This is a genomic window from Quisquiliibacterium sp. (genome assembly GCF_982640115.1).
Genome location: NZ_CEXFHW010000044.1, coordinates 1 through 22,518 on the forward strand (window position 1 = coordinate 1; position 22,518 = coordinate 22,518).

Genomic DNA, 22,518 nt, shown 5'->3' on the forward strand with positions numbered 1-22,518 from the left:
ACGGTGGCTGCGGCCATGGAAGGCTTCCTGCTCGGCGTGCCTGCCATCGCCTTCTCGCTGGTGCAACGTGGCTGGCCCCATCTCGATGCCGCCGCGGCCAGCGCCGCCGACCTGGTTCGCCGGTTTGCCCCGCACCTCGCCCGCCAGCCGATGCTGCTCAACATCAACCTGCCGGCGCGTCCGGCCGCCGAGCTCGCCGGCATCGAGGTCACCCGCCTCGGACGCCGGCACATGGCCGAGCCGGTGGTGCCGGCCGTCAATCCGCGCGGCGAGACGGTCTACTGGATCGGGCCGGCGGGCAGCGCCCGCGATGCCGGGCCTGGCACTGATTTCCATGCGGTCGAGCACGGGCTGATCAGCGTCACCCCGCTCGATGTCGATCTCACCGGCGGTCAGTGGATGCAGCCGGTGCATGACTGGCTGGCGCGGTGACGCTACCCCGTACCCCCCGCGCCGCGCGTGCGCCCGCCGGCGGCCCCGCGCCGGCGCCCGGCCGCGCGCCTTCGGCCGCTCGGGTCTCTCAGCCCGCTCGCACCATGGTGCCCGGGCGCCTTTCGGCGTCGGGTCGTGCCGCTGCGCCCCCGCCCGCGCCGGGCGGCCTCGGGCTGGCCTCGGACAGCGCCCGCGCCCGCATGGTGCTCGATCTGCGCAAGGCCGGCGTGCGCGACCCCGATGTCCTGGCGGCCATGCAGGCCGTGCCCCGACACCTGTTCGTCGAGCCGGCCCTGGCCAGTCGCGCTTACGAGGATGTTGCGCTTCCCATCGGCCATGGCCAGACCATCTCGCGCCCGAGCACCGTGGCCCGCATGCTCGAGATCGTCCTCGCGCGCCTGCCGCGCGATCGTCGCGCCCGTGCACGTGCCCTCGAGGTCGGCACCGGTTGCGGCTACCAGGCCGCCCTGATGGCCTCGCTGGTCGGCGAGGTGATCTCCATCGAGCGGGTACGCGGTCTGCATGACGCCGCCCGCAGCAATCTGCGGCCGCTGAGGGTGCCCAACCTGCGACTCATGTTCGGTGATGGCCGGCTCGGCGCGCCCTCGTCGGCGCCCTTCGATGCCGTGGTCGTCGCCGCGGCGGGCGACGAGATCCCCGATGCCCTGCTCGAGCAGATGGCGCCCGGTGCCCGCCTGCTCGCACCGGTGGGCGATGGCGTGCGTCAGGCGCTGCATCTGGTCGAGCGCAGCGGCGATCGCACCTGGGAACTCACCGTCCTCGACGAGGCCCGCTTCGTTCCCCTGCGCTCGGGCACCGCATGAACACACGCGGCGCACCGAGTCTCGACGCGGCCTCCCGGCCGCGGGCAGCGCACCCGATCGGCATGCTGATTGTGCTGGGCCTGCTGCTGAGCGGCTGCGCTTCCGCCCCATCCGGACCGGCGCCGGTCGAGAACCGCACCCGCCCTCCCGGGCCGCCGCCCGCCAGCGTGCGGCCGGCTGCGCCGCCCCCCGTCGCGTCGGCGCCTGCGCCCGCGCCGCGCCCGCCCGCTCAGGTTCCGGCCCCGGTGCGCGCCGAACCGCGTGCCGCCGAGCCTGTCGGGGTGCAGACCGCGCCGGTGCGCTCCAGCGGGGTCGAAACGCGTCCGCTCGCGGCGACGCCGGCAGCCGCCGCCCCCGGCCTGCGCCGTGAGCCGCGCGGCGTGAAGCGGCCCTATTCCGACGCCGCGCTCGCCGAGCTCAAGGCCGCCGACGCCCGCGCCGCCGAAGGCGGCGAAGCCCGGGCCGGCGCCACCGGGTCCGCTGCCGGCGGGGCGGGTCATGCCGGTGCCGCCCAGGGCGCGGCCACGCCGGGCGCTGCCGCCGGGCAGGGCGGCGTCGCTGCCGGCGCAGCCGCGGCAGGCGCAGCCGCGTCAGGCGCAACCGGAGCAGGCGCATCCGGAGCAGGCGCAACCGGAGCGGGTGGGACCGGAGCGGGCGCAACCGGAGCGGGTGGGACCGCCGCCGGTGCGGCCGGCGCCGGATCGGCCGCCGCGGGTGGCGGCACGCCGCCGGAGTTCATCTGGCCCGTGCCCGGCAAGGTGCTGCAGAGCTTCGGCGAGGGGCGCAGCACCGGCCTGGTGCTGGCCGCCGCGGCGGGCGACCCGGTGAACGCCGCCGCCGATGGCAAGGTGATCTTCAGCGGCCCCGGCCCGCGCGGCTACGGCAACCTCATCATCCTCAAGCACGATGGCGACCTGCTTTCGGTCTATGCCCACGGCCGCAGCCTGCTGGTCAAGGAAGGGCAGAGCGTTCGTCGTGGCCAGAAGATCGCCGAGGCCGGCGACAGCGGCACCGACAAGCCCAAGCTGCTCTTCGAGGTTCGGCGTAGCGGCAAGCCGATCGACCCGATCGGGCTGCTGCCCGCCCAGTCGGGCCGCTGAGCGTCATGACCCCGGTGCTGGTTTTCGACCTCGAGACCGTGCCCGATGTGGCCGGCCTGCGCCGGGTATGGTCCCTGCCCGACTCGCTGTCCGACGCCGAGGTCGCGCAGGCTGCCTTCGATCGCCGGCGCGAGAAGGCCGGCTCCGATTTCCTGCCCCTGCACCTGCACCGCGTGGTCGCGGTGGGCTGCCTCTTTCGCGACGGTGAATCGGTGCGGGTGCGCTGTCTGGGTAACCCCGAAGACGACGAGCCCAGGCTGATCGCCGACTTCTTCAAGGTCATCGAGCGTCACACCCCCACGCTGGTGTCGTGGAACGGCAGCGGCTTCGATCTGCCGGTGCTGCACTACCGCGGCCTCGTCCACGGCATCCAGGCGCCGCGCTACTGGGACATGGGCGAGGACGACCGGGATTTCCGCTTCAACAACTACATCAGCCGCTACCACAGCCGTCATACCGACCTGATGGACCTGCTTGCGCTCTACAACGGCCGCGCCAATGCGCCGCTCGACGAGCTGTCCCGGCTGTGCGGTTTCCCAGGCAAGCTCGGCATGGACGGCTCGCAGGTCTGGCCCGCGTTCCGCGACGGGCGCCTGCAGGAGATCCGCGATTACTGCGAGACCGACGTCGCCAACACCTGGCTCCTCTACTGCCGCTTCCAACTGATGCGCGGCGTGTTCACGCCCGAGCGCTTCCAGGCCGAGCTCGCGCTGTTGCGCGAGAGCCTCGGCCGCCTGCCGGGGGAGCACTGGCGCCAGTACCTCGCGGCCTGGCCGCAGAGCGGCGGCTGATGCCCGAGCTGCAGATCGAGTCCCTCGACCTCGAAGCCAACGGCGTGGCCCGCGCCGACGGCAAGGTGGTCTTCGTGCGCGAGGCGCTGCCCGGCGAGCGGGTCGACGCCGAGATCATCCGGCGCAAGCCGCGCTTCGATGTCGCGCGCACGCTCAAGGTGCTGCAGGCCTCGCCGATGCGCGCGCGGCCGCGCTGCCCGCACTTCGGCGTCTGCGGTGGCTGCTCGATGCAGCATCTCGACACCCGCGCGCAGGTCGCGATCAAGCAGCGCGCTCTCGAGGACCAGCTCGCCCACCTCGGCAATGTGCGGCCAGCCATGATGCTGCGCGCCATCGCCGGCCCCGACTGGGGCTACCGTTATCGCGCCCGGCTCTCGGTGCGCCATGTGCCGCGCAAGGGCGGCGTGCTGGTCGGATTCCACGAACGCGGCTCAAGTTATGTGGCCGACATGCGCGAGTGCCCTGTGCTCGCGCCGCAGGTGTCGGCGCTGCTGCTGCCCCTGCGCGAGCTGATCGGCGCCCTGGCCATGCGCGACCGCATGCCGCAGATCGAGGTCGCGATGGGCGGCGAGGGCAGCGACACGGTGCTGGCCCTGGTGTTTCGCGTCCTCGACCCGGTGAGTGCCGCCGATCGCGAGGCGCTGATCGCCTTCGCGCGGCAGCACCGCTTCGAGCTCTGGCTGCAGCCCAAGGGCCCCGACACCGTCGTGCTCCTCTGGGCGCCCGGCACCGAGGATGGTCAGCCGCCGCGCTCGCGCCTGGCCTACGATCTGCCCGAGTTCGGCGTGCGCATGCCCTTTGTGCCCACCGACTTCACGCAGGTCAACCACCCGATCAACCAGGTGCTGGTCTCGCGCGCCTTGCGCCTGCTCGCACCGGCATCCTCGCACCGCGTGGCCGATCTCTTCTGCGGCCTGGGCAACTTCAGCCTGCCGCTGGCACGGCTGAGCGCCGAGGTGCTCGGCATCGAGGGCAGCGCCGCGCTGGTCGCGCGTGCAGCCGACAATGCGCGGGTCAACGGGCTGCAGGACAAGGCCCGGTTCAGCGCCGCCAACCTGTTCGAGATGAGCCTGCCGGCCTGGCAGGCGCTGGGCCGCTTCGATCGTGTGCTGATCGACCCGCCGCGCGAGGGCGCGCTGGAGGTCTGTCGCGCCCTGGCCGAGGATGGTTACAAGGTGCCGCGTATCGTCTATGTGTCGTGCAACCCGGCCACCCTCGCGCGCGACGCCGGCCTGCTGGTGCACACCGGTGGCTACCGGCTCGAGATGGCGGGGGCGCTGAACATGTTCCCGCACACCTCGCATGTGGAGTCGATCGCGGTCTTCGAGCCGGCCTGAGCCAGGCTGATCGGGCCTGAGCCCGCGCGCCGGCGCTTGCACCGGGCGGGGCTCGCACTGCGCTGCCCTCAGCCCTGCGCGAGCAGCTGCTCGCGCATCGTCCGCTTGAGCAGCTTGCCGTTGGCATTGCGCGGCAGCGGCACGCTGCCGATCGTGAAGCCCTCGGGCACCTTGTAGTCGGCCAGCCGCTCGGCGCAGAAGGCCTTCAGACGGGCCGCGTCGAGCGTCGGATCGTTCACGCTCACGAAGGCATGCACCCGCTCGCCAAGCACCGGGCAGGGCTTGCCGATGATCGCGCTCTCGACCACTCCGGGGCAGGCCGCCAGGACATTCTCGACCTCGACCGAGAAGATCTTGTATCCACCGCGGTTGAGCATGTCCTTGAGGCGATCGAACACCCGCACGAAACCCTGGGCGTCGATCGAGCCGACATCGCCCGAGAGCCAGAAGCCGGCGCGAAAACCGTTGCGCGTGCCCTCGGGGTTGTCCCAGTAGCCCGGGACGACCATTGGCCCGCGGATCCACAGCTCGCCGGACTCGCCCGGCGCCACCTCCCGGCCCTGCGGATCCATCACCCGGATCTCGGCGCAGGGCAGCGTCAGGCCGACGCTGTCGGGCCGCTCGGCAGCCATCGCTGCCGGCAGCAGCGTGGCTGGCGAGGTGGTTTCGGTGGCGCCATAGGCGTTGATCAGTTCGAGGCGCGGCAGCCTGGCCGCCAGCGTGGCGATCGTGGTCTCGGGCATGGGCGCGCCGCCATAGCCGCCGATGCGCCAGGCTGAAAGATCCGCGCTGGCGAAGGCGGGCTGCATCAGCAGCAGCGTGTACATCGCCGGCACCAGGATGGTGTGGGTGATGCGTTCGCGGGCTGCCAGCTCGATGTAGGCCGGCGCCTTGAACTCGGGCATCAGCACCACGCAGCCGGCACAGCCCCACATGCTGAGGATGATCGCGACCAGGCCGGTGACATGGCTTGCCGGCACGGCCAGCAGCGAGCGCTCGCCGGGGCCCAGCTGCATGGCATGCCGGAAGTGAAGCACCGAGTGCACGACATTCAGATGGGTGAGCATCGCGCCCTTGGGGCGTCCGGTGGTGCCCGAGGTGTAGAGGATGAAGGCGGTGTCCTCTTCCTGCACGGCAGGCCGCGGCGGCAGGGCCCGCAGGGCCTCGCCCGTGGCGCGCGGCGGCTCGGTCCAGCGTCCGCGCAGCGCTGGCGCCTCGTCCGGCGAGGGCAGGCGAGCGGCCAGCTCCGGGTCATGGACCACGCCCACGGCGCCGCAGTGGCCGAGGATGTAGGCCACCTCCGGCCCCTGCAGCCGGGTGCCCATCGGCACCGCAATGGCGCCCAGGCGCATCAGGCCGGCAAGCGCGGTCACATGCGCAAGGCGGTTGCCTACCAGCAGCCCGACACGGTCACCGGGCTTGACCCCCGCGGCGGCGAAACCGGCGGCGGTTTCGTCGGCAACCCGCGCGAGCTCCTGCCAGCTCAGCCGCTGTCCTTCATGCACCACCGCGTCGGCCTGCGGCGCGGTGGCGAGCGCTGTCTCGAACAGAGCCCAGACATCGGGCGGTCGCTGGGCGAAGCAGGGCATCACCCGGTCGCCGAAGTGCGACTCGAGGCGGATGGCAGGCAGGGCGGGACGCGGATCGGTCATGGCGGCTGGGGCGGGCGGCAGGGCAGGGGAAGGGACACCCGAGGAAGGCGGGAAAACGGCAAGGTCGCCCTCGGGCGACGCGAAAAAGGAAAGGGCCGCCCTCGGGCGGCCCTGTGCGGTGAACGATGCCGGGCGGGCCCGCCCGGCCGTTGGCTCAGTCGCGATCGCCGCCGACGACCCCGAGGATCACCAGCAGGTTGCTGAACACGTTGTAGACGCTGAGGTAGACCGACAGGGTGGCGGTGACATAGTTGGTCTCGCCGCCGTTGATCACCCGCTGCAGGTCATACAGGATGAAGGCCGAGAAGATCAGCACCGCCAGCGCCGAGATGGTGAGCGTCAGGGCGGGCATCTGCAGCCAGATGTTGGCGATGCCGGCCACGAGGATGACCAGGAAGCCCACCAGCAGCCACTTGCCCATGCCCGTGAAATCGCGTTTGGACACCGTGGCGATGGTGGCCATGACAGCGAAGATGCCGGCCGTGCCACCGAAGGCGGTCATCACCAGCGAGGCGCCGTTGCTCATGCCCAGCACATGCCCCACCAGACGCGAGAGCATCAGGCCCATGAAGAAGGTGAAGGCCAGCAGCAGACCGACGCCGATGGCGCTGTTCTTGAACTTCTCGATGGCGAAGAAGAACCCGAACGCGACCGCCATGAAGACGATCAGGCCGATGAAGGGGCTGCCGGCAAAGAAGCTGAACCCGGTGCTCACCCCGATCCAGGCGCCCAGGACGGTGGGCACCATGGAAAGCGCCAGCAGCGCATAGGTGTTGCGCAGCACGCGGTTGCGCGCGGCCGCGCCGAGGACGCCACCACCCGCGCCGAAGCCGGTGGGCAGTCCGTTCTGTTCGTAGGCCATGTGTGTGTCTCCGTGGAAGGTTCCGACAATGTAGGGGGTCGGCCCGCGGAATTCAACCGCGCCCGCCTCAGGGTCTGTCAGTCTGTCGGGGCAAGCCTGACACAGGGGTGTGCTAGAATCGAGGGCTAAGCAGCAGGCTACAGGGTCTTTCGAGTCTACTGCCAGAGCCGCCTGCAAAGCTTTCATTTCCAAGCACTTTTTCCGCGAGCCCGGTTTGCCTGCCGCCTCCAGTGGCACCTGCCGCCGGTCGGGGCGCCGGACTCTCGCTCAGGACTTACCATGGCCATCGAACGCACCCTTTCCATCATCAAGCCCGACGCGGTCGCCAAGAACGTGATCGGCAAGATCTACAGCCGCTTCGAGGATGCCGGTCTGAAGGTGATCGCCTCCCGCATGATGCAACTCTCGCGCGCCGACGCCGAGGGCTTCTATGCCGTCCACCGCGAGCGTCCCTTCTTCAAGGATCTGGTCGATTTCATGATCTCCGGCCCGGTCATGGTCCAGGTGCTCGAGGGCGAGGGCGCCATCCAGAAGAACCGCGACCTCATGGGTGCCACCGATCCGCGCAAGGCGGCCCCGGGCACCATCCGCGCCGATTTCGCCGACAGCATCGACGCCAATGCGGTGCACGGCTCCGATGCCGCCGAGACCGCCCGCGCCGAAGTGGCCTTTTTCTTCCCGGCGATGAACATCCACTCGCGCTGAGGCGCGCCGCCGTCCCTCAGGGGCGGCCGGCGACGACGGCGCCCCCACGCAGGCATCCGATGAGCACTCCCGTCAACCTTCTGGGTCTCGATGCCGACGGGCTTGCCCGGGTCTGCTCGCAGTGGGGCGAAAAGCCCTTTCGCGCCCGCCAGCTTTCCCGCTGGATCCACCAGCGCGGCCAGGATGACTTCGATGCCATGACCGATCTCGCTCGCGGTTTCCGCGAGCGGCTTCGCGAGCAGGCGGTGGTTCGCGCGTCCGCCGTCATCAGCGACCATGTCTCGGCCGACGGCACCCGCAAGTGGCTGCTCGATGTCGGCGCAGGCAATGCCGTCGAGATGGTGTTCATCCCCGAGGCACAGCGCGGCACGCTGTGCGTCTCCACCCAGGCCGGCTGTGCGGTGAACTGCCTGTTCTGCTCCACCGGCAAGCAGGGCTTCTCGCGCAACCTCGAGGTTGCCGAGATCGTCGGTCAGCTCTGGTGGGCCAACCGCACGCTCGGGCCTGGTCCGGCGGGTGAACGCCCTGTGAGCAATGTGGTCTTCATGGGCATGGGCGAGCCGCTGCAGAACTACGAGGCCACCCTCAGCGCCCTGCGCCTGATGCTCGACGACAACGCCTACGGCCTGTCGCGTCGCCGGGTTACCGTGTCCACCTCGGGTGTGGTGCCGATGATCGACCGCCTCCGTCAGGACTGCCCGGTGGCCCTGGCGGTGTCGCTGCATGCCCCCGACGATGCGCTGCGCGATCAGCTCGTGCCGATCAACCGCAAGTATCCGCTGGCCGAGCTGCTGGCCGCCTGCGCCCGTTACCTCGAGGCCGCGCCGCGCGACTTCATCACCTTCGAGTACGTGATGCTCGATGGGGTCAACGACAGCGACGAGCACGCCCGCCGTCTGCTGTCGCTCGTGCGGGGCCTGCCCTGCAAGTTCAACCTGATCCCGTTCAATCCCTTCCCGCATGCCGGGCTGCGCCGCTCGCCCGATGCCCGGGTGCGGCGCTTCGGGCAGATCCTCATCGAGGCGGGAATCGTCACCACCGTCAGGCGCACCCGCGGCGATGACATCGATGCCGCCTGTGGCCAGCTTGCCGGTGAGGTGCAGGACCGCACCCGGCTCGCGCAGCGCATGGCGCGTGCCACACCCGCAGCGGCGCCGGCTGCCGACGCCGTCGGTCGGCGGATCGCCATCCAGCCGGTGGGCCGCTGATGGCGCCTGCCCGCGTCCGGCTGCCGGGCCTGGCCGGCCTCATCGTCCGTCGCACCGGTGCGGTGGCTGCGTGCCTGATGGCGGTGTGGCTGGCAGGATGCGCCGCCTCGGGCGATCCGGCCTCGCGGCCGGGCGACGGCGGCTCCAACCCGCTCACCGGCACGGCCACCGCCGGAGCCGACGACGAGAGCGAGAACCGTCGTCGGGCGCGCATCCGGCTCGAGCTCGCGGCCAACTACTACCAGCAGCGCAACTACAACGTGGCCCTCGACGAACTGCGCCAGGCGCTGGCCCTCGATCCCAACTTCGCGCCGGCCTACGGCATGCTGGGCCTGGTTTACATGGACCTGAACGACCGCCCGCGCGCTGACGAGAGCTTCCAGCGCGCCCTGCGGCTGGCACCGGGCGACTCCGACCTGCTCAACAACTACGGCTGGTATCTCTGCCAGACCGGCCGCTATCCCCAGGCCATCGACCAGTTCCTGCGCGCCCTGCGCAATCCGCTGTACGCCACCCCGGCGCGACCCCTGCACAACGCCGGCATCTGCTCGCGCCGCATGGGTGATCTCAAGGCCGCGGAGGACTACTTCCAGCGCTCGTTCCAGGTCGATCCGGCCAACCCGGTGGCCATGTTCAACCTCGCCGAGATCAACCTCGGCCGGGGTGACATCACGCGGGCCCGGTTCTATGCCCAGCGCCTCACGGGCAGCTTCGAGCCCAGCGCCGAGGTGCTCTGGCTGGCGCTGCGCATCGAGCGCAAGGCCGGTGACCGTGCCGCCGAAGAGAGTCTTGCCGCCCAGCTGCGCAGGCGATTCCCGGCCTCGCCGGAAGTGTCCCGGCTGACCGCCGGCCGCTACGACGACTGACGATGACCGCACACCAGGCTGAACCGACCGGGGACACGCCTGCGGTCCCGTCCGGGGCCGAGCCAGGCTCGCATGCCGTTGCCGTTGCCGCGGCAGCTGCGACGCCTCTGACCCCTCCGACTCCCCTCCCGCCATCCGGCGATGGCCAGGTCGACAGCCTCGCCGCGCTGGTGGCTGCCCGTGAGGCGAAGGGGCTGTCTTCCGATGATCTTGCCCGCAAGCTCAATCTGGCTCCGCGTCAGGTGCATGCCCTCGAGGCGGGAGACTGGCCCGCGCTGCCGGGGCAGGCCTTCGTGCGCGCCGCGTTGCGCAGTTATGGTCGGCTGATCGGCGTCGATGTGATGCCGCTGCTGGCCAGCATCGGCGACGCGGCCGGCACACCCGACCTGCGCCCGGCAACCTCGCTGCGCGAGCCAATGCCGCGCCCGGGGCTGTTCGGCTTCGGCGCCGGCGGCTCGGGCAGCCGGTGGGTCTGGATCATCCTGAGCCTTGCGCTGGTCATCGCGATCGCGTTCTTCTTTGGCCGGGTCCCGGGGCGGCCTGGCGGCGCATCGGCGCCGGTGCCTGCGCCCGCGTCGGCGCAGGCTGCTGGTGCGTCGGGCGAGGGCGCGTCGGGCGCGCCCGCAAGCGCGGCGGCTGACGCGGGGGGTGCCAGCCCGGCCGCTGCCGCCGGAGGACCGGCGGCCCCGGTGGCGCCGGCCGGGACGCAGGCCCCGGCCGCGCCGGCCGCGGTGATGGCGCCGCCCGCACCCGTCGTCGCCTCGGCGGCCGCGCCGGGTGCCGCGCCGGTTGCCGGTGCACCCTCACTCCCGGGCACACCGGCGACCGCTGCCTTCCCGCCGCTCGTTCCCGCCCCGGCCGCGCCTGCCTCGTCGGCCCCGCCCGCGCCCGCGCCGGCCACGCCCGCGCCGGTCTCTGCCGCCGGCCATGCAACGGCGTCCGCCCGCGGCGGCGAACTCCGGCTGAACTTCCAGGGCGAGTCCTGGGTCGAGATCCGCCGTGCCGACGGCCGGCTGCTGCATGAGGGCGTGCAGAAACGCGGCTCCAGCCTGCGGATCCCGGTGGACGCCGAGATCTCGGTGGTGCTGGGCAACGCCCAGGCGGTCCAGGTCATTCACAACGGCGGTCCGCTCGATATCGGACCGCTGACCCGTCAGGGTGTGGCCCGGCTTAAGCTTGCGCCCTGACTCAGGAGGGTTTCCGCCATGAATGATGCCGCCAGACCCGATACCGATCCCGCCCAGGGCTGCCCGTCGGCCCCGATGCCGGTCGGCTCCCTGCCGCGCCGGCGCGCACGCCAGGCGCAGGTGAGCTGGGGCGCGCGCTCGGTGCGCATCGGCGGCGGTGGCGAGGTGGTGGTGCAGTCGATGACCAACACCGACACCGCCGATGCGATCGCCACCGCCATCCAGATCCGCCAGCTCGCCGCGGCCGGCTCCGAGCTGGTGCGCATCACCGTCAATTCCCCGGAGGCGGCTGCGGCGGTGGCGCCGATCCGCGAGCAGCTCGACCGCATGGGTGTCGATGTGCCGCTGGTTGGCGACTTCCACTACAACGGCCACAAGCTGCTCACCCAGTACCCCGACTGCGCCCAGGCGCTGTCCAAGTACCGCATCAACCCCGGCAATGTCGGCACCGGCAGCCGGCGCGACGACAACTTCGCGCAGATGATCGAGGTCGCCTGCCGGCACGACAAGCCGGTGCGCATCGGCGTGAACTGGGGCAGCCTCGATCAGGCCCTGCTCGCCAGGCTCATGGATGTCAACGCCGCCCGCGCCCAGCCGTGGGAGGCCTCGGCGGTCATGCGCGAGGCGCTGGTCACCTCGGCGATCGAGAGCGCGCAGCGCGCCGAGCAGATCGGCCTGCCCGGCGACCGCATCATCCTGTCGGCCAAGGTCTCGGCGGTGCAGGACCTGATCTCGGTCTACCGTGAGCTGGCGCGGCGCTGCGACTACCCGCTGCACCTCGGGCTCACCGAGGCCGGCATGGGCAGCAAGGGCATCGTGGCCTCCACTGCGGCCATGGCCGTGCTGCTGCAGGAAGGCATCGGCGACACCATCCGCGTCTCGCTCACGCCCGAGCCCAATGGTGACCGCAGCCGCGAGGTGGTGGTCGCCCAGGAGATCCTCCAGACCATGGGCCTGCGCGCGTTCACGCCCATGGTGGTTGCCTGCCCGGGCTGCGGGCGCACCAGCAGCACCTTCTTCCAGGAACTCGCCGATCGCATCCAGCGCTACCTGCGCGAGCAGATGCCGGTCTGGCGCGGCCACTATCCCGGGGTCGAGACCCTGCAGGTGGCGGTGATGGGCTGCGTGGTCAACGGCCCCGGCGAGAGCAAGCATGCCGACATCGGCATCTCGCTGCCCGGCTCGGGTGAGGCGCCGGTGGCGCCGGTGTTCATCGATGGCGTGCGCGATGTCACCCTGAAGGGGGATCGCATCGCCGAAGACTTCCAGGCGATCGTCGAGAACTACGTCCGGCGTCGCTACTCGCTCGAGAAGGCGGGCACATGATGACCATCCCACCGCGTGCGGGGCGCGGGCGCGACACCAGGCGCAGACACCGATGAGCGCCGATCGCATCCAGGGCGTGCGCGGCATGAACGATGTGCTGCCCGCCGATGAGGCCCTCTGGCAGCGCTTCGAGGACACCGTGGCTGCCTGCATGCGTGCCTACGGCTATCACCGCATCCGCACGCCCATCGTCGAGCACACCCGGCTGTTCGTGCGCGGCATCGGCGAAGTCACCGACATCGTCGAGAAGGAGATGTACTCCTTCACCGACGCGCTCAACGGCGAACAGCTCACCCTGCGCCCCGAGGGCACGGCTGGCGTGGTGCGCAGCGTGATCGAGCACAACCTGCTCTATGACGGCCCCCGGCGCCTCTGGTATGCCGGGCCGATGTTCCGCCACGAGCGGCCGCAGAAGGGCCGCTATCGGCAATTCCATCAGGTGGGGCTCGAGGCGCTCGGCATGTCCGGCCCCGATGTCGATGCGGAGGTCATCCTGCTGTGCCACCGGCTGTGGGCCGACCTCGGCCTGCAGGGCGTGCGCCTCGAGATCAACACCCTGGGCCAGGCCGACGAGCGCCGCGCGCACCGCGAGGCGCTGATCGAGCACTTCCAGCGCCACGCCGACCAGCTCGACGAGGATGCGCGTCGCCGGCTGCACAGCAATCCCCTGCGCATCCTCGACACCAAGAATCCCGCCATGCAGCCGATCGCCGAGAGCGCGCCGCGCCTGATCGACTTCCTCGGCGAGGCCTCGCTCGCGCACTTCGAGGGGCTGCAGTCGCTGCTGCGTGCCCAGAACATCCCGTGGCGGGTCAATCCGCGGCTGGTGCGCGGGCTCGACTACTACAACCTCAGCGTGTTCGAGTGGGTGGCTGCCGACGGCCTCACGCTGTGCGGCGGCGGCCGCTACGACCCGCTGATCGGCATGCTCGGCGGCAAGCCTGCGCCGGGTTGCGGCTTTGGCATCGGCGTGGAGCGGGTGCTCGACCAGATGCGCGCGCAGGCCGGCGTGCAGCCCGGCTCGGCCTGCGATGTCTATGTCGTGCATCAGGGCGCCGCGGCGCTGCCGGCTGCGGTCCAGGCCGCCGAGCGGCTGCGTGATGCCGGCCTCGATGTCATCACCCATGCCGGCGGCGGCAGCTTCAAGTCGCAATTCAAGCGTGCCGATGCCAGCGGCGCCTTCGCTGCGGTGGTCATCGGCGATGACGAGGCCGCATCGGGCGAAGCCACCGTGAAATGGCTGCGCGACGCCGGTGCGGCGCCGGGCGAGGGCCGTCAGCAGCGCGTGGCCATGGCTGCGCTGGCCGAGCTGATCGTCGACGCCCTGGTCGCGGCCGACCCCGACGCCTGAGCCCGCCGGCCCATCCACCCCTCACAGGAGACGCAGGCGATGGCCTACGACTTGGAAGAACAGGAACAGCTCGCCACCCTCAAGGCCTTCTGGAACCGCTACGGCAACTTCCTGCTCACCGCGGTCACGGTGGTGCTGCTCGCGATCGCCGGCTGGCGGGCCTGGGGCTGGTACCAGGTCCGCGAGGCCGCGGCTGCCTCGGTCATCTACGATCAGCTCCAGGTGGCGGCGCAGGCCCGTGATGTCGACAAGGTCAAGGCGGCAGCCGGCACCCTGGTCGAGAAGCATGGCCGCACCGCCTACGGGCCGATGGGCGCGCTGCTTGCCGCGCGGGTCTACTTCGAGGCTGGCGATCTCAAGGCGGCGCGTGCGCCGCTGCAGTGGGTGATGGACAACGCCGCCGACGACGCCCTGCGCCAGCTCGCGCGGGTGCGCCTGGCCGGCGTGCTCCTCGATCAGCAGGCCTACGATGAGGGTCTGAAGCTGCTCGCCGGCACCGCGCCCGTAGGCTTCGAGGCGGAATGGGCCGACCGTCGCGGCGACCTGCTGATCGCGCAGGGCAAGGCCGAAGAGGCGCGTGCCGAGTACCGCACCGCCCTCGAGAAGGCGGGCAAGTCGGCGCCGCTGCGCCGGGTCATCCAGATCAAGCTCGACGCGCTGGGCGGGGCGGGCGCATGAGCGGCCTGCTGGCATCGCTCGCACGGCACGCGCTGCTGCTCGTCTGCGCGCTGGCGCTTGCCGGCTGCGGCAGTCTGTGGCCCTGGGGGGGCGGCACCAAGCGGCCCGAGCCGCCGATGCCCACCGCCAAGGCCGGCGCCCGCGTGGCCTGGAGCCTGAAGCTGCCGGCCGCGGGCGTGGGATTCGCGCCGGTGGTGGCCGGCGGCGCGGTCTATGCGGCCTCGGCCGACGGCACGCTGGCCCGGGTCGATCCCGACTCCGGCCGAATCGCCTGGCAGATCAATGCCGGCCGCAAGCTCGCAGCCGGCGTGGGCAGCGACGGCGATGTCGTGGTGGTGGCCGCGCGTGACGGCACGCTGCTTGCGTTCGGCGCCGATGGCAAGCCGCGCTGGAGCGCGCCGCTCGGTGCCGAGGCGGTCTCGGTCCCGGCGGTGGGCCTCGGTCTTGTCGTGCTGCGCACCAGCGACAACCGGGTCTCGGCCTACGAGTCGATCAGCGGCAAGCGGCGCTGGAGCGTGTCGCGCCAACTGCCGCCCCTGGTCCTGCGGCAGACCTCCGCCGTGGCCATCGCCCCCGGCACCGCCTTTACCGGCCTGCCCGGTGGACGGCTGGTGGCCATCAGCCTGGAGAACGGCGCGCAGCGCTGGGAGACCGTGGTGTCCACCCCGCGCGGGGCCAACGAGATCGAGCGGATCGCCGATGTGGTCGGCTCGCCGCTGGTCAGCGGCCGTGAGGTCTGTGCGGCGAGCTTCCAGGGACGGGTTGCCTGCTTCGAGGCGGCCACCGGCCGTTCCCTCTGGAGCCGCGAGCTGCCCGCCCAGGGCGGCATCGATGTCGATGCGCGCCTGGTCAGCGTGAGCGACGAGCGTGGGCATGTCCATGCCTTCTCGCGCTCGGGCGCCAGTGTCTGGCGCCAGGAGGCGCTTGCCCGCCGCGAACCGTCCGCGCCGCTGTCGGTGGGCGGCATGCTGGTGGTGGGCGACTACCAGGGCTATCTCTACCTGCTGCAGCGCGACGACGGGGCGATTGCCGCGCGTTTCGCGAGCGATGGCACCCCGGTGCTCTCGCAGCCCGCGGCTCACCAGCGCTCGGCGCTGGTGCAGACCGCCGGCGGCACGCTGCTGTCCATCACGCTCGACTGACCGGAGATTCCATGAGCGGTATTCCGGTGGTCGCGCTGGTCGGCCGGCCCAATGTCGGCAAGAGCACGCTCTTCAATCGCATGACCGGCAGTCGCGCCGCGCTGGTGGCCGACCGGCCCGGCCTGACCCGCGATCGCCACTACGGCCGCGCCCGGGTGGGCGAGGGCCACTGCATCGTGATCGACACCGGTGGCTTCGAGCCGGTGGCCAAGTCGGGCATCGAGTACCAGATGGCCCGGCAGGCGCGCCAGGCCGTGCTCGAGGCCGATGTCGTGCTGTTCATCGTCGACGGTCGCCAGGGTCTCACCGGTCATGACCGCGACATCGCCACCGAGCTGCGACGCAGCGCCCGGCGCCTGCTGGTCGCGGTCAACAAGACCGAAGGCATGCCTCGGGAGCAGGTGGCGGCGGAATTCCACGAGCTCGGCCTGGGCGTGCCGATGGCGGTCTCGGCCGCCCATGGCGACGGAGTGCGCGAGCTGCTCGAGATCGCGCTGGAAGGCCTGATGCCGGTGTCGGAGCCGCCCCCGTCGCCCGACGACGCGGCCGATGCCGATGATGTCGTCACGCCCGCCCGCGCCAAGGGCGCCAGGGCGGACGCCGGGCGGCCCGCCAACGCCGGCGCAACCGCCGGCGCAACCGCTGGCGCAACCGCTGGCGCAACCGCTGGCGCAACCGCTGGCGCAACCGCCGGCGCCACCGACCAGTTGCCGCCGCGCCGCATCCGCGTGGCCGTGGTCGGCCGCCCCAATGCCGGCAAGAGCACGCTGATCAACACCCTGCTCGGCGAGGAGCGCCTGATCGCCTTCGATCAGCCCGGCACCACCCGCGATGCCGTCGCCATCGACTTCGAGCGCAGTGGACGCCCCTACACCCTGGTCGACACCGCCGGTGTGCGCCGCCGCGGCAAGGTCACCGACATGATCGAGAAGTTCTCGGTGGTCAAGACCCTGCAGGCGATCGAGGACTGCAACGTTTGCGTGCTGATGCTCGATGCCCTCGAGGGCGTGGCCGAACAGGACGCGAACATCGCCGGCTACATCCTCGAGGCGGGCAGGGCGCTGGTGGTGGCGGTCAACAAGTGGGACGCGCTGCCCGCGGCCGAGCGCGAGCGCCTGAAGTCCGAGTTCGACCGCAAGCTGCACTTCCTGCGTTTTGCCCGCCTGCACATGATCTCGGCGCGCACCGGCCTGGGCGTGGGCGCGCTGATGCGTTCGGTCGACGAGGCCTGCGCCGCCGCCTTCCGCAAGCTGCCCACCCCCAAGCTCACGCGCTCGCTGCACGAGGCGGTCGAGCGCCAGCAGCCGCCGCGCCGCGGTCCGGTTCGGCCCAAGCTGCGCTATGCCCACCAGGGCGGGCAGAACCCGCCGATCGTGATCGTGCACGGCTCCTCGCTCGATCATGTACCCGAGACCTACCGGCGCTATCTCGAGACCTGGCTGCGGGAGCAGTTCTCGCTCGCCGGCACGCCGCTGCGCATCGAATTCCGCAGCGGCGCCAATCCCTACGCGGCGCGCTGAGGCTGCGCCGCTGGCAGCACGGCGGGGTATAGTCGGGCCGCGCCAGGAGCCCCGGGCCGCCGCGCGGCTTGATTCCCCGCGCTTCGCCCCCACCTCCCAGACACAGAAGAACACGGAGTTTCCATGAGCAACAACAAAGGGCAGCTGCTACAAGACCCGTTCCTCAACCTGCTCCGCAAGGAGCATGTGCCGGTGTCCATCTATCTGGTCAACGGCATCAAGCTGCAGGGCCACATCGAGTCTTTCGACCAGTATGTGGTGCTCCTGCGCAACACGGTCACCCAGATGGTCTACAAGCACGCCATCTCCACGGTGGTGCCGGCCCGTCCGGTGCAGTTCCAGCAAGAGAGCACCGAAACCTGACCGCCGCCCAAGCCCCGGTGCGCGCCCTCGTGGTCGGTGTCGCCTTCGGCGGCGCCGGCACCGACCGGGCCAGCCTGGACGAAACCTGCGCGCTAGCCCGATCGGCCGGCATCGAGCCGGTCGAGATCATCGCGGTGCGGCGCCCCCGGCCCGATGCGGCGCTCTCGGTGGGCAGCGGCAAGGCCGAGGAGATCCGCGAGCGCCTGCAGCAGCTCGAGGCGGTGGCGGTGATCTTCGACAATCCGCTCACCTCGGTGCAGCAGCGCAATCTCGGCCGCCTGCTCGAGGTGCCGGTGATCGACCGCACCGAGCTCATCCTCGACATCTTCGCGCAGCGCGCCCGCAGCAACGAGGGCAAGCTGCAGGTCGAGCTCGCCCGCATCGAACACCAGCTCTCGCGCCTCGTTCGCGGCTGGAGCCACCTCGAACGCCAGCGTGGCGGCATCGGCCAGCGCGGCGGCCCGGGCGAGAAGCAGATCGAGCTCGACCGCCGCATGCTCGACGCCAAGGCCCGCCAGTTGCGTCAGCGCCTCGACAAGCTCGGCCGCCAGCGGCTCACCCGGCGGCGCGCCCGCCTGCGCCAGAATGTCTTCTCGGTCTCCCTGGTGGGCTACACCAACGCCGGCAAGAGCACGCTCTTCAATGCGCTCACCGGCGAGGGCACCTTCGCGGCCGACCAGCTCTTCGCCACCCTCGACACCCTCACCCGCCGGCTGCGTCTGCCCGAGGGCGCCGAAGTGGTGCTCTCCGACACCGTGGGCTTCGTGCGGCAGCTGCCCCACAGCCTGATCGAGTCGTTCCGTGCCACGCTCGAAGAGACCCGCGACGCCGACCTGCTGCTGCATGTGGTCGATGCCAGCGCCCCCGATCGCGACGACCAGATCGCCGAGGTGGAACGGGTGCTGCAGGAGATCGATGCCGGCTCGGTGCCGGTGCTGATGGTCTACAACAAGATCGATGCCGCAGGATGGTTGCCCCAGGCCGAGCGTGACCCCTGTGGTAGCATCGACCGGGTGATGGTCAGCGCGAAAACCGGGGCTGGCCTGCCGGCTCTGAAGCAGGCGCTGACCGAGCGCCTGTCCCGGTCACTGCAAGGCGACCCCGCCTCGGAAGACCCACGCTGGCGTGTGCTTGCCGAGCCAGACCCGGCCGATCCCGTCCAGACTGTTCCAGACCATCCCTTTCCCGGCGCGCCGGGGGCCTCCCGGTCCCCTCACGCCTGAACCTCTCCTGCGGCCCTGCGTTCTATGTGGAAGCCCATCTCGCGGATCTTTTCCCTGAATGACCCGGGCTGGGGCCGGGGCGGCTCGGGCGGCAACAACGGCGGCGACGGTCAGCGACCCCGCCCGCCCAATGACGGTCCGCCTGACCTCGACGAGCTCTGGCGAGACTTCAACCGCCGGCTCAACGGGCTGTTCCGCCGCGGCGGCGGTTCGGGTGCCGGTGGCGGCGGCGGTGGCTCCGACGGGCCCAGCCTGCGGGGAGCCGGCGCCGGCGCGGGCGTGCTCGGCGTGGTGGCGCTTCTGCTCTGGCTGGGCAGCGGCTTCTACATCGTGCCCGAGGGTCATGCCGCGGCCATCCTGCGCTTTGGCGAGTTCCGCAGCCTCAACGACCGTCCCGGCTTCACCTGGCGCCTGCCCTACCCGGTGGAGGTGCACGAGCTGGTCAACGTGCAGCAGCTGCGTCAGGTCGAGATCGGCTACCGCAGCAATGTGAAGAACAAGGTGCTCAAGGAGTCGCTGATGCTCAGCCAGGACCAGAGCATCGTCGACATGCAGTACGCGGTGCAGTACCGGTTGTCCGATCCGGTGGCCTGGCTGTTCAACAACAATCCCGGTCCCGCGCCCGAAGAGATCATCCGCCAGGCCGCCGAGACCGCCATGCGCGAGACCGTCGGCCGCAAGGGTATCGACCAGGTGCTCTACGAAGAAAAGGAAGCCGTCGCCAAGGACGCTCAGAAGCTCATGCAGTCCATCGCTGACCGCTACAAGGCGGGCGTGGCCATCATCGATGTCACCATCCAGCAGGCCCAGCCGCCCGAGCAGGTGCAGGCCGCCTTCGAGGATGCCAACAAGGCTGCCCAGGACCGCGAACGCCTGATCAACGAAGGACGCGCCTACGCCAACGATGTCATTCCGAAGGCCCGCGGCAATGCCGCCCGTCTCTCCGAAGAGGCCCAGGGCTACAAGCAGCGCGTGATCGCCACTGCCGAGGGTGACGCCAGCCGCTTCCGGCAGATCTTCACCGAGTACGCCAAGGCGCCGCAGGTCACCCGCGACCGCATGTACCTCGAGACCATGCAGCAGGTGTTCGCCAACACCACGAAGGTGTATGTCGATTCGCGCAACAGCACGCTGCTGTCGCTGCCCCTCGAGCGGCTGCTGCAGAGCGCCTCGCCCGATGCCGCGCGGCCCACGCCGGCGCCCGCCGCGCCGGCCCCGGCTGCCGAAGCCCCTGCCGAGCCCAACCGCGCCCGCGAAGGCCTGCGCTCGCGTGACCGCGACGCCAGCCGCTAGGAGACCGCCATGCAGCGCATCGTTCCCATCGTGCTGGCGGCCCTGGTCGCCCTCGGCCTGCTCTCGGCCAGCCTGTTCGTCGTCGACCAGCGGCAGTTCGCGGTGGTCTTCGCCCTGGGCGAAATCCGCCAGGTGATCGAGCAGCCCGGCCTGCATTTCAAGCTGCCGCCCCCCTTCCAGAATGTGCAGTATTTCGACAAGCGCATCCTCACCATCGACAACCCGGACATCGACCGCTTCATCACCTCCGAGAAGCTCAATGTCCAGGTGGACACCTTCGTGAAGTGGCGCATCACCGAGCCCAAGGCCTTCATCCGCTCGGTGAGCGGCAGCGAGGTGATCGCCGCCGACCGCATCTCGCGCAGCCTGCGCGACGCGCTCAACAACGAGATCGCCAAGCGCACCGTCGCCGAGGTCATCTCCGGCCAGCGCGAGCAGTTCATGGAGGGCGTGCGCGCCAAGGTCAATGAGGACGCCAAGCAGATCGGCGCAGCGGTGGTCGATGTCCGGCTCAAGCGCGTGGACTTCGCCCCCGAGGTCCAGGAGCGGGTCTTCGACCGCATGCAGTCCGAGCGCAAGCGGGTGGCCAACGAGCGGCGGGCAACCGGCGCCGCCGAGTCCGAGAAGATCCGCGCCGACGCCGACCGCCAGCGCGAGGTGGTGCTTGCCGAGGCCTATCGGGATGCGCAGAAGGTCAAGGGTGAGGGCGATGCCAAGGCCTCGTCCATCTACGCCTCGGCCTTCGGCCAGGACCCGCAGTTTGCGCAGTTCTACCGCAGCCTCGAGGCCTATCGCGCCTCCTTCCGCACCCGCTCCGACCTGATGGTGGTCGATCCCTCCGCCGAGTTCTTCCGCTATCTCAAGAGCTCCGGCGCGGGTCCGGCAGCACCGGCCAAGGGCAGGTAGCCGCGCGTCTTCCGTACGCGCAGCGCTGCCCCGGCATGGCCGAGTCACTCCTCACCGCGCTCGGTCTGGTCCTGATCATCGAGGGTCTGCTGCCCTTCGCGGCACCCACGCTCTGGCGACAGACGCTCGCCCGTCTCGCGCAGGCCCCCGACGCCCAGGTGCGCCTGGTGGCGCTCGGCGCGCTGATCGCGGGCATGGCGCTGTTGCTGGTCTGAGCGCAATCCGCGAGAATCACGGGTTTCGTCCTCGTTTCATGCGCCTTGCGCCGATTGCGGCGCGCGCCGTCTGCCCCCACCGCCCATCATGCCCCGCTGGCTGTTACCCGAGCACATTGCCGATGTCCTGCCCGCCGAGGCCCGGGCCATCGAGGAGCTCCGGCGCCGGCTGCTCGATCTCTACCGGTCCTACGGCTACGAGCTGGTGATGCCGCCGCTGATCGAGCATATCGAGTCCCTGCTCACCGGCTCGGGCCACGACCTCGATCTGCGCACCTTCAAGCTCATCGACCAGCTCTCCGGCCGCACCCTGGGGCTGCGCCCGGACATGACCACGCAGGTGGCCCGCATCGACGCCCACCTGCTCGATCGCCGCGGCGTGGTGCGCCTCTGCTATTGCGGACCGGTGCTGCATGCCCGCCCGGCGGGCCTGTATGCCAGTCGCGAGCCGCTGCAGCTCGGCGCCGAGATCTACGGCCATGCCGGTCCGGAGGCCGACCTCGAGATGGTCGAACTCATGGCGGCGTCGCTGCAGGCCAGTGGCGTGGGCCGGGTGCGGCTCGATCTCTGCCATGCGGCCGTCGTGCCGGCGCTGCTCGGCATGAACCTGCCAGCGGCACGCGAGCAGGTCGACGAAGACGAGCTCTTCACGCTGCTCCAGCACAAGGACATGCCTGGTCTGCGCAAGCTGCTCGCGCCGCTCGCGCCCGCCTCGCGCGAGGCGCTGCTGGCGCTGCCCTCGCTCTACGGGGCGCTGCGTGCGGGCGGGGGCGCGGGCGCTGCAGCGGGCCCCGCGGCGCGCCCGGATGGCGATGCGGCCCGTCCCGACTGCCTTGCCCGTGCGCGCGCCGTGCTGCCGCCGTTGCCCGCGATCAGCGCCGCGCTCGATGACATCCAGCGTCTGGCCGAGTCTCCCCTGTGGGCGCGTCACCCGCAGGTCGAACTCTCGGCCGATCTCGCCGACCTGCGCGGCTACCGTTATCACAGCGGGCTCACGGTCGCCGCCTATGTCGACGATCGCCCCGATGCCGTTGCCCGCGGCGGTCGCTATGACGATGTCGGGCGCGCCTTCGGACGCGCCCGACCGGCCACCGGCTTCTCGCTCGAGCTGCGTGAACTGGCCGGCCTGCAGCCTGCGCCGGCGCTGCCGGGCGCCGTCCTCGCGCCCTGGTCCGATGACCCGCAGCTTGCCCAGGCGGTGGCGCAGCTTCGCGCCGCCGGCCAGATCGTCGTCCGGGCGCTGCCCGGTCATGAACCCGAACAGCAGGAATTCGCCTGCAACCGCGAACTCGTCCAGCACGACGGTGCGTGGACGGTCCGCGCACTCTGAATCACATCAAGCACTGTCCAGGAAAGCGGCTGCGCGCGTCCCTCCAGGGCGCTGCCACCGAAAGGCACATGGGAAAGAACGTCGTGGTGATCGGCACCCAGTGGGGTGACGAAGGCAAGGGCAAGCTGGTCGACTGGCTCACCGAGTCGGTTCAGGGGGTGGTGCGATTCCAGGGCGGGCACAACGCCGGCCATACCCTCGTGATCG

The 22,518-nt window shown here is 70.9% G+C and carries 23 protein-coding genes; 21 read left to right on the forward strand and 2 right to left on the reverse strand.

Annotation, left to right across the window (positions count from 1 at the left end; all coding sequences use genetic code 11):
• From AC2H6A_RS07170 to rlmD, 5 genes are all read left to right on the forward strand, one after another.
• Positions 1-432, forward strand: a 432-nt coding sequence (locus AC2H6A_RS07170) for a 5'/3'-nucleotidase SurE (protein ID WP_484272468.1), incomplete at its 5' end; no start/stop codon positions are given.
• 104 nt (positions 433-536) lie between these two features.
• Positions 537-1,256, forward strand: coding sequence for a protein-L-isoaspartate(D-aspartate) O-methyltransferase (locus tag AC2H6A_RS07175; protein ID WP_484272469.1), 720 nt, complete (start codon positions 537-539; stop codon positions 1,254-1,256).
• A 746-nt stretch (positions 1,257-2,002) separates the two neighbouring features.
• Positions 2,003-2,356 carry a murein hydrolase activator EnvC family protein gene (locus AC2H6A_RS07180; protein ID WP_484272470.1) on the forward strand — a complete coding sequence of 118 codons (354 nt, stop codon included), beginning with the start codon at positions 2,003-2,005 and terminating at the stop codon, positions 2,354-2,356.
• A 5-nt stretch (positions 2,357-2,361) separates the two neighbouring features.
• Positions 2,362-3,147, forward strand: a complete 786-nt coding sequence (locus AC2H6A_RS07185) for a 3'-5' exonuclease (RefSeq protein ID WP_484272471.1) — start codon at positions 2,362-2,364, stop codon at positions 3,145-3,147.
• Positions 3,147-4,484, forward strand: a complete 1,338-nt coding sequence (rlmD, locus tag AC2H6A_RS07190; RefSeq protein ID WP_484272472.1) for a 23S rRNA (uracil(1939)-C(5))-methyltransferase RlmD — start codon at positions 3,147-3,149, stop codon at positions 4,482-4,484. Before AC2H6A_RS07185 ends, rlmD begins: the two co-directional genes overlap by 1 nt.
• A 68-nt stretch (positions 4,485-4,552) precedes the next feature.
• Here the strand turns inward: rlmD and AC2H6A_RS07195 are convergent, their stop codons facing one another.
• Both AC2H6A_RS07195 and AC2H6A_RS07200 read right to left on the reverse strand, forming a co-directional pair.
• Complete coding sequence (locus AC2H6A_RS07195; RefSeq protein WP_484272473.1) at positions 4,553-6,136, reverse strand: class I adenylate-forming enzyme family protein; 1,584 nt, start codon at positions 6,134-6,136, stop codon at positions 4,553-4,555.
• A gap of 154 nt (positions 6,137-6,290) precedes the next feature.
• Entirely contained in the window at positions 6,291-6,998 is a 708-nt protein-coding gene (locus AC2H6A_RS07200) for a Bax inhibitor-1/YccA family protein (RefSeq protein ID WP_484272474.1), read from the reverse strand.
• Positions 6,999-7,277: 279 nt separating this feature from the next.
• Between AC2H6A_RS07200 and ndk the strand changes: the two genes are divergently transcribed.
• The 16 genes from ndk to AC2H6A_RS07280 form a co-directional block, all read left to right on the forward strand.
• A complete protein-coding gene (gene ndk / locus AC2H6A_RS07205) occupies positions 7,278-7,703 on the forward strand; it encodes a nucleoside-diphosphate kinase (protein WP_484272475.1) in 426 nt (141 codons plus the stop codon).
• 59 nt (positions 7,704-7,762) lie between these two features.
• Positions 7,763-8,911 (forward strand): dual-specificity RNA methyltransferase RlmN, encoded by a 1,149-nt coding sequence (gene rlmN, locus AC2H6A_RS07210; RefSeq protein ID WP_484272476.1) that lies wholly within the window; start codon positions 7,763-7,765, stop codon positions 8,909-8,911.
• Positions 8,911-9,777 carry a type IV pilus biogenesis/stability protein PilW gene (gene pilW, locus AC2H6A_RS07215; protein ID WP_484272477.1) on the forward strand — a complete coding sequence of 289 codons (867 nt, stop codon included), beginning with the start codon at positions 8,911-8,913 and terminating at the stop codon, positions 9,775-9,777. The genes rlmN and pilW overlap by 1 nt, the downstream gene beginning before the upstream one ends.
• Before the next feature lie 170 nt (positions 9,778-9,947).
• Positions 9,948-10,964: a helix-turn-helix domain-containing protein gene (locus AC2H6A_RS07220; RefSeq protein WP_484272478.1), complete on the forward strand. Its 1,017-nt coding sequence runs from the start codon at positions 9,948-9,950 to the stop codon at positions 10,962-10,964.
• Positions 10,965-10,982: 18 nt separating this feature from the next.
• Positions 10,983-12,290, forward strand: a complete 1,308-nt coding sequence (gene ispG / locus AC2H6A_RS07225; RefSeq protein ID WP_484272479.1) for a flavodoxin-dependent (E)-4-hydroxy-3-methylbut-2-enyl-diphosphate synthase — start codon at positions 10,983-10,985, stop codon at positions 12,288-12,290.
• A gap of 52 nt (positions 12,291-12,342) precedes the next feature.
• On the forward strand, positions 12,343-13,641 hold the full coding sequence (gene hisS, locus AC2H6A_RS07230) for a histidine--tRNA ligase (RefSeq protein ID WP_484272480.1): 1,299 nt from the start codon (positions 12,343-12,345) through the stop codon (positions 13,639-13,641).
• A 39-nt stretch (positions 13,642-13,680) separates the two neighbouring features.
• The gene (locus tag AC2H6A_RS07235; protein WP_484272481.1) at positions 13,681-14,319 is read left to right on the forward strand and encodes a YfgM family protein; all 639 of its coding nucleotides are present in this window, start codon (positions 13,681-13,683) and stop codon (positions 14,317-14,319) included.
• Positions 14,316-15,461, forward strand: coding sequence for an outer membrane protein assembly factor BamB (gene bamB / locus AC2H6A_RS07240; RefSeq protein WP_484272482.1), 1,146 nt, complete (start codon positions 14,316-14,318; stop codon positions 15,459-15,461). The genes AC2H6A_RS07235 and bamB overlap by 4 nt, the downstream gene beginning before the upstream one ends.
• An 11-nt stretch (positions 15,462-15,472) precedes the next feature.
• Positions 15,473-16,981 (forward strand): ribosome biogenesis GTPase Der, encoded by a 1,509-nt coding sequence (gene der, locus AC2H6A_RS07245; RefSeq protein WP_484272483.1) that lies wholly within the window; start codon positions 15,473-15,475, stop codon positions 16,979-16,981.
• Between the two features lie 123 nt (positions 16,982-17,104).
• Entirely contained in the window at positions 17,105-17,344 is a 240-nt protein-coding gene (gene hfq, locus AC2H6A_RS07250) for an RNA chaperone Hfq (protein ID WP_484272484.1), read from the forward strand.
• 17 nt (positions 17,345-17,361) lie between these two features.
• Positions 17,362-18,567 carry a GTPase HflX gene (hflX, locus tag AC2H6A_RS07255; RefSeq protein WP_484272485.1) on the forward strand — a complete coding sequence of 402 codons (1,206 nt, stop codon included), beginning with the start codon at positions 17,362-17,364 and terminating at the stop codon, positions 18,565-18,567.
• 24 nt (positions 18,568-18,591) lie between these two features.
• A complete protein-coding gene (gene hflK, locus AC2H6A_RS07260) occupies positions 18,592-19,860 on the forward strand; it encodes an FtsH protease activity modulator HflK (RefSeq protein WP_484272486.1) in 1,269 nt (422 codons plus the stop codon).
• 9 nt (positions 19,861-19,869) lie between these two features.
• Positions 19,870-20,766: a protease modulator HflC gene (hflC, locus tag AC2H6A_RS07265; RefSeq protein ID WP_484272487.1), complete on the forward strand. Its 897-nt coding sequence runs from the start codon at positions 19,870-19,872 to the stop codon at positions 20,764-20,766.
• Positions 20,767-20,801: 35 nt separating this feature from the next.
• Positions 20,802-20,981, forward strand: coding sequence for a DUF2065 domain-containing protein (locus tag AC2H6A_RS07270; RefSeq protein ID WP_484272488.1), 180 nt, complete (start codon positions 20,802-20,804; stop codon positions 20,979-20,981).
• 88 nt (positions 20,982-21,069) lie between these two features.
• On the forward strand, positions 21,070-22,311 hold the full coding sequence (locus tag AC2H6A_RS07275; RefSeq protein ID WP_484272489.1) for an ATP phosphoribosyltransferase regulatory subunit: 1,242 nt from the start codon (positions 21,070-21,072) through the stop codon (positions 22,309-22,311).
• A 68-nt stretch (positions 22,312-22,379) separates the two neighbouring features.
• The coding region (locus AC2H6A_RS07280) for an adenylosuccinate synthetase (RefSeq protein WP_484272490.1) at positions 22,380-22,518 on the forward strand (139 nt) is incomplete at its 3' end.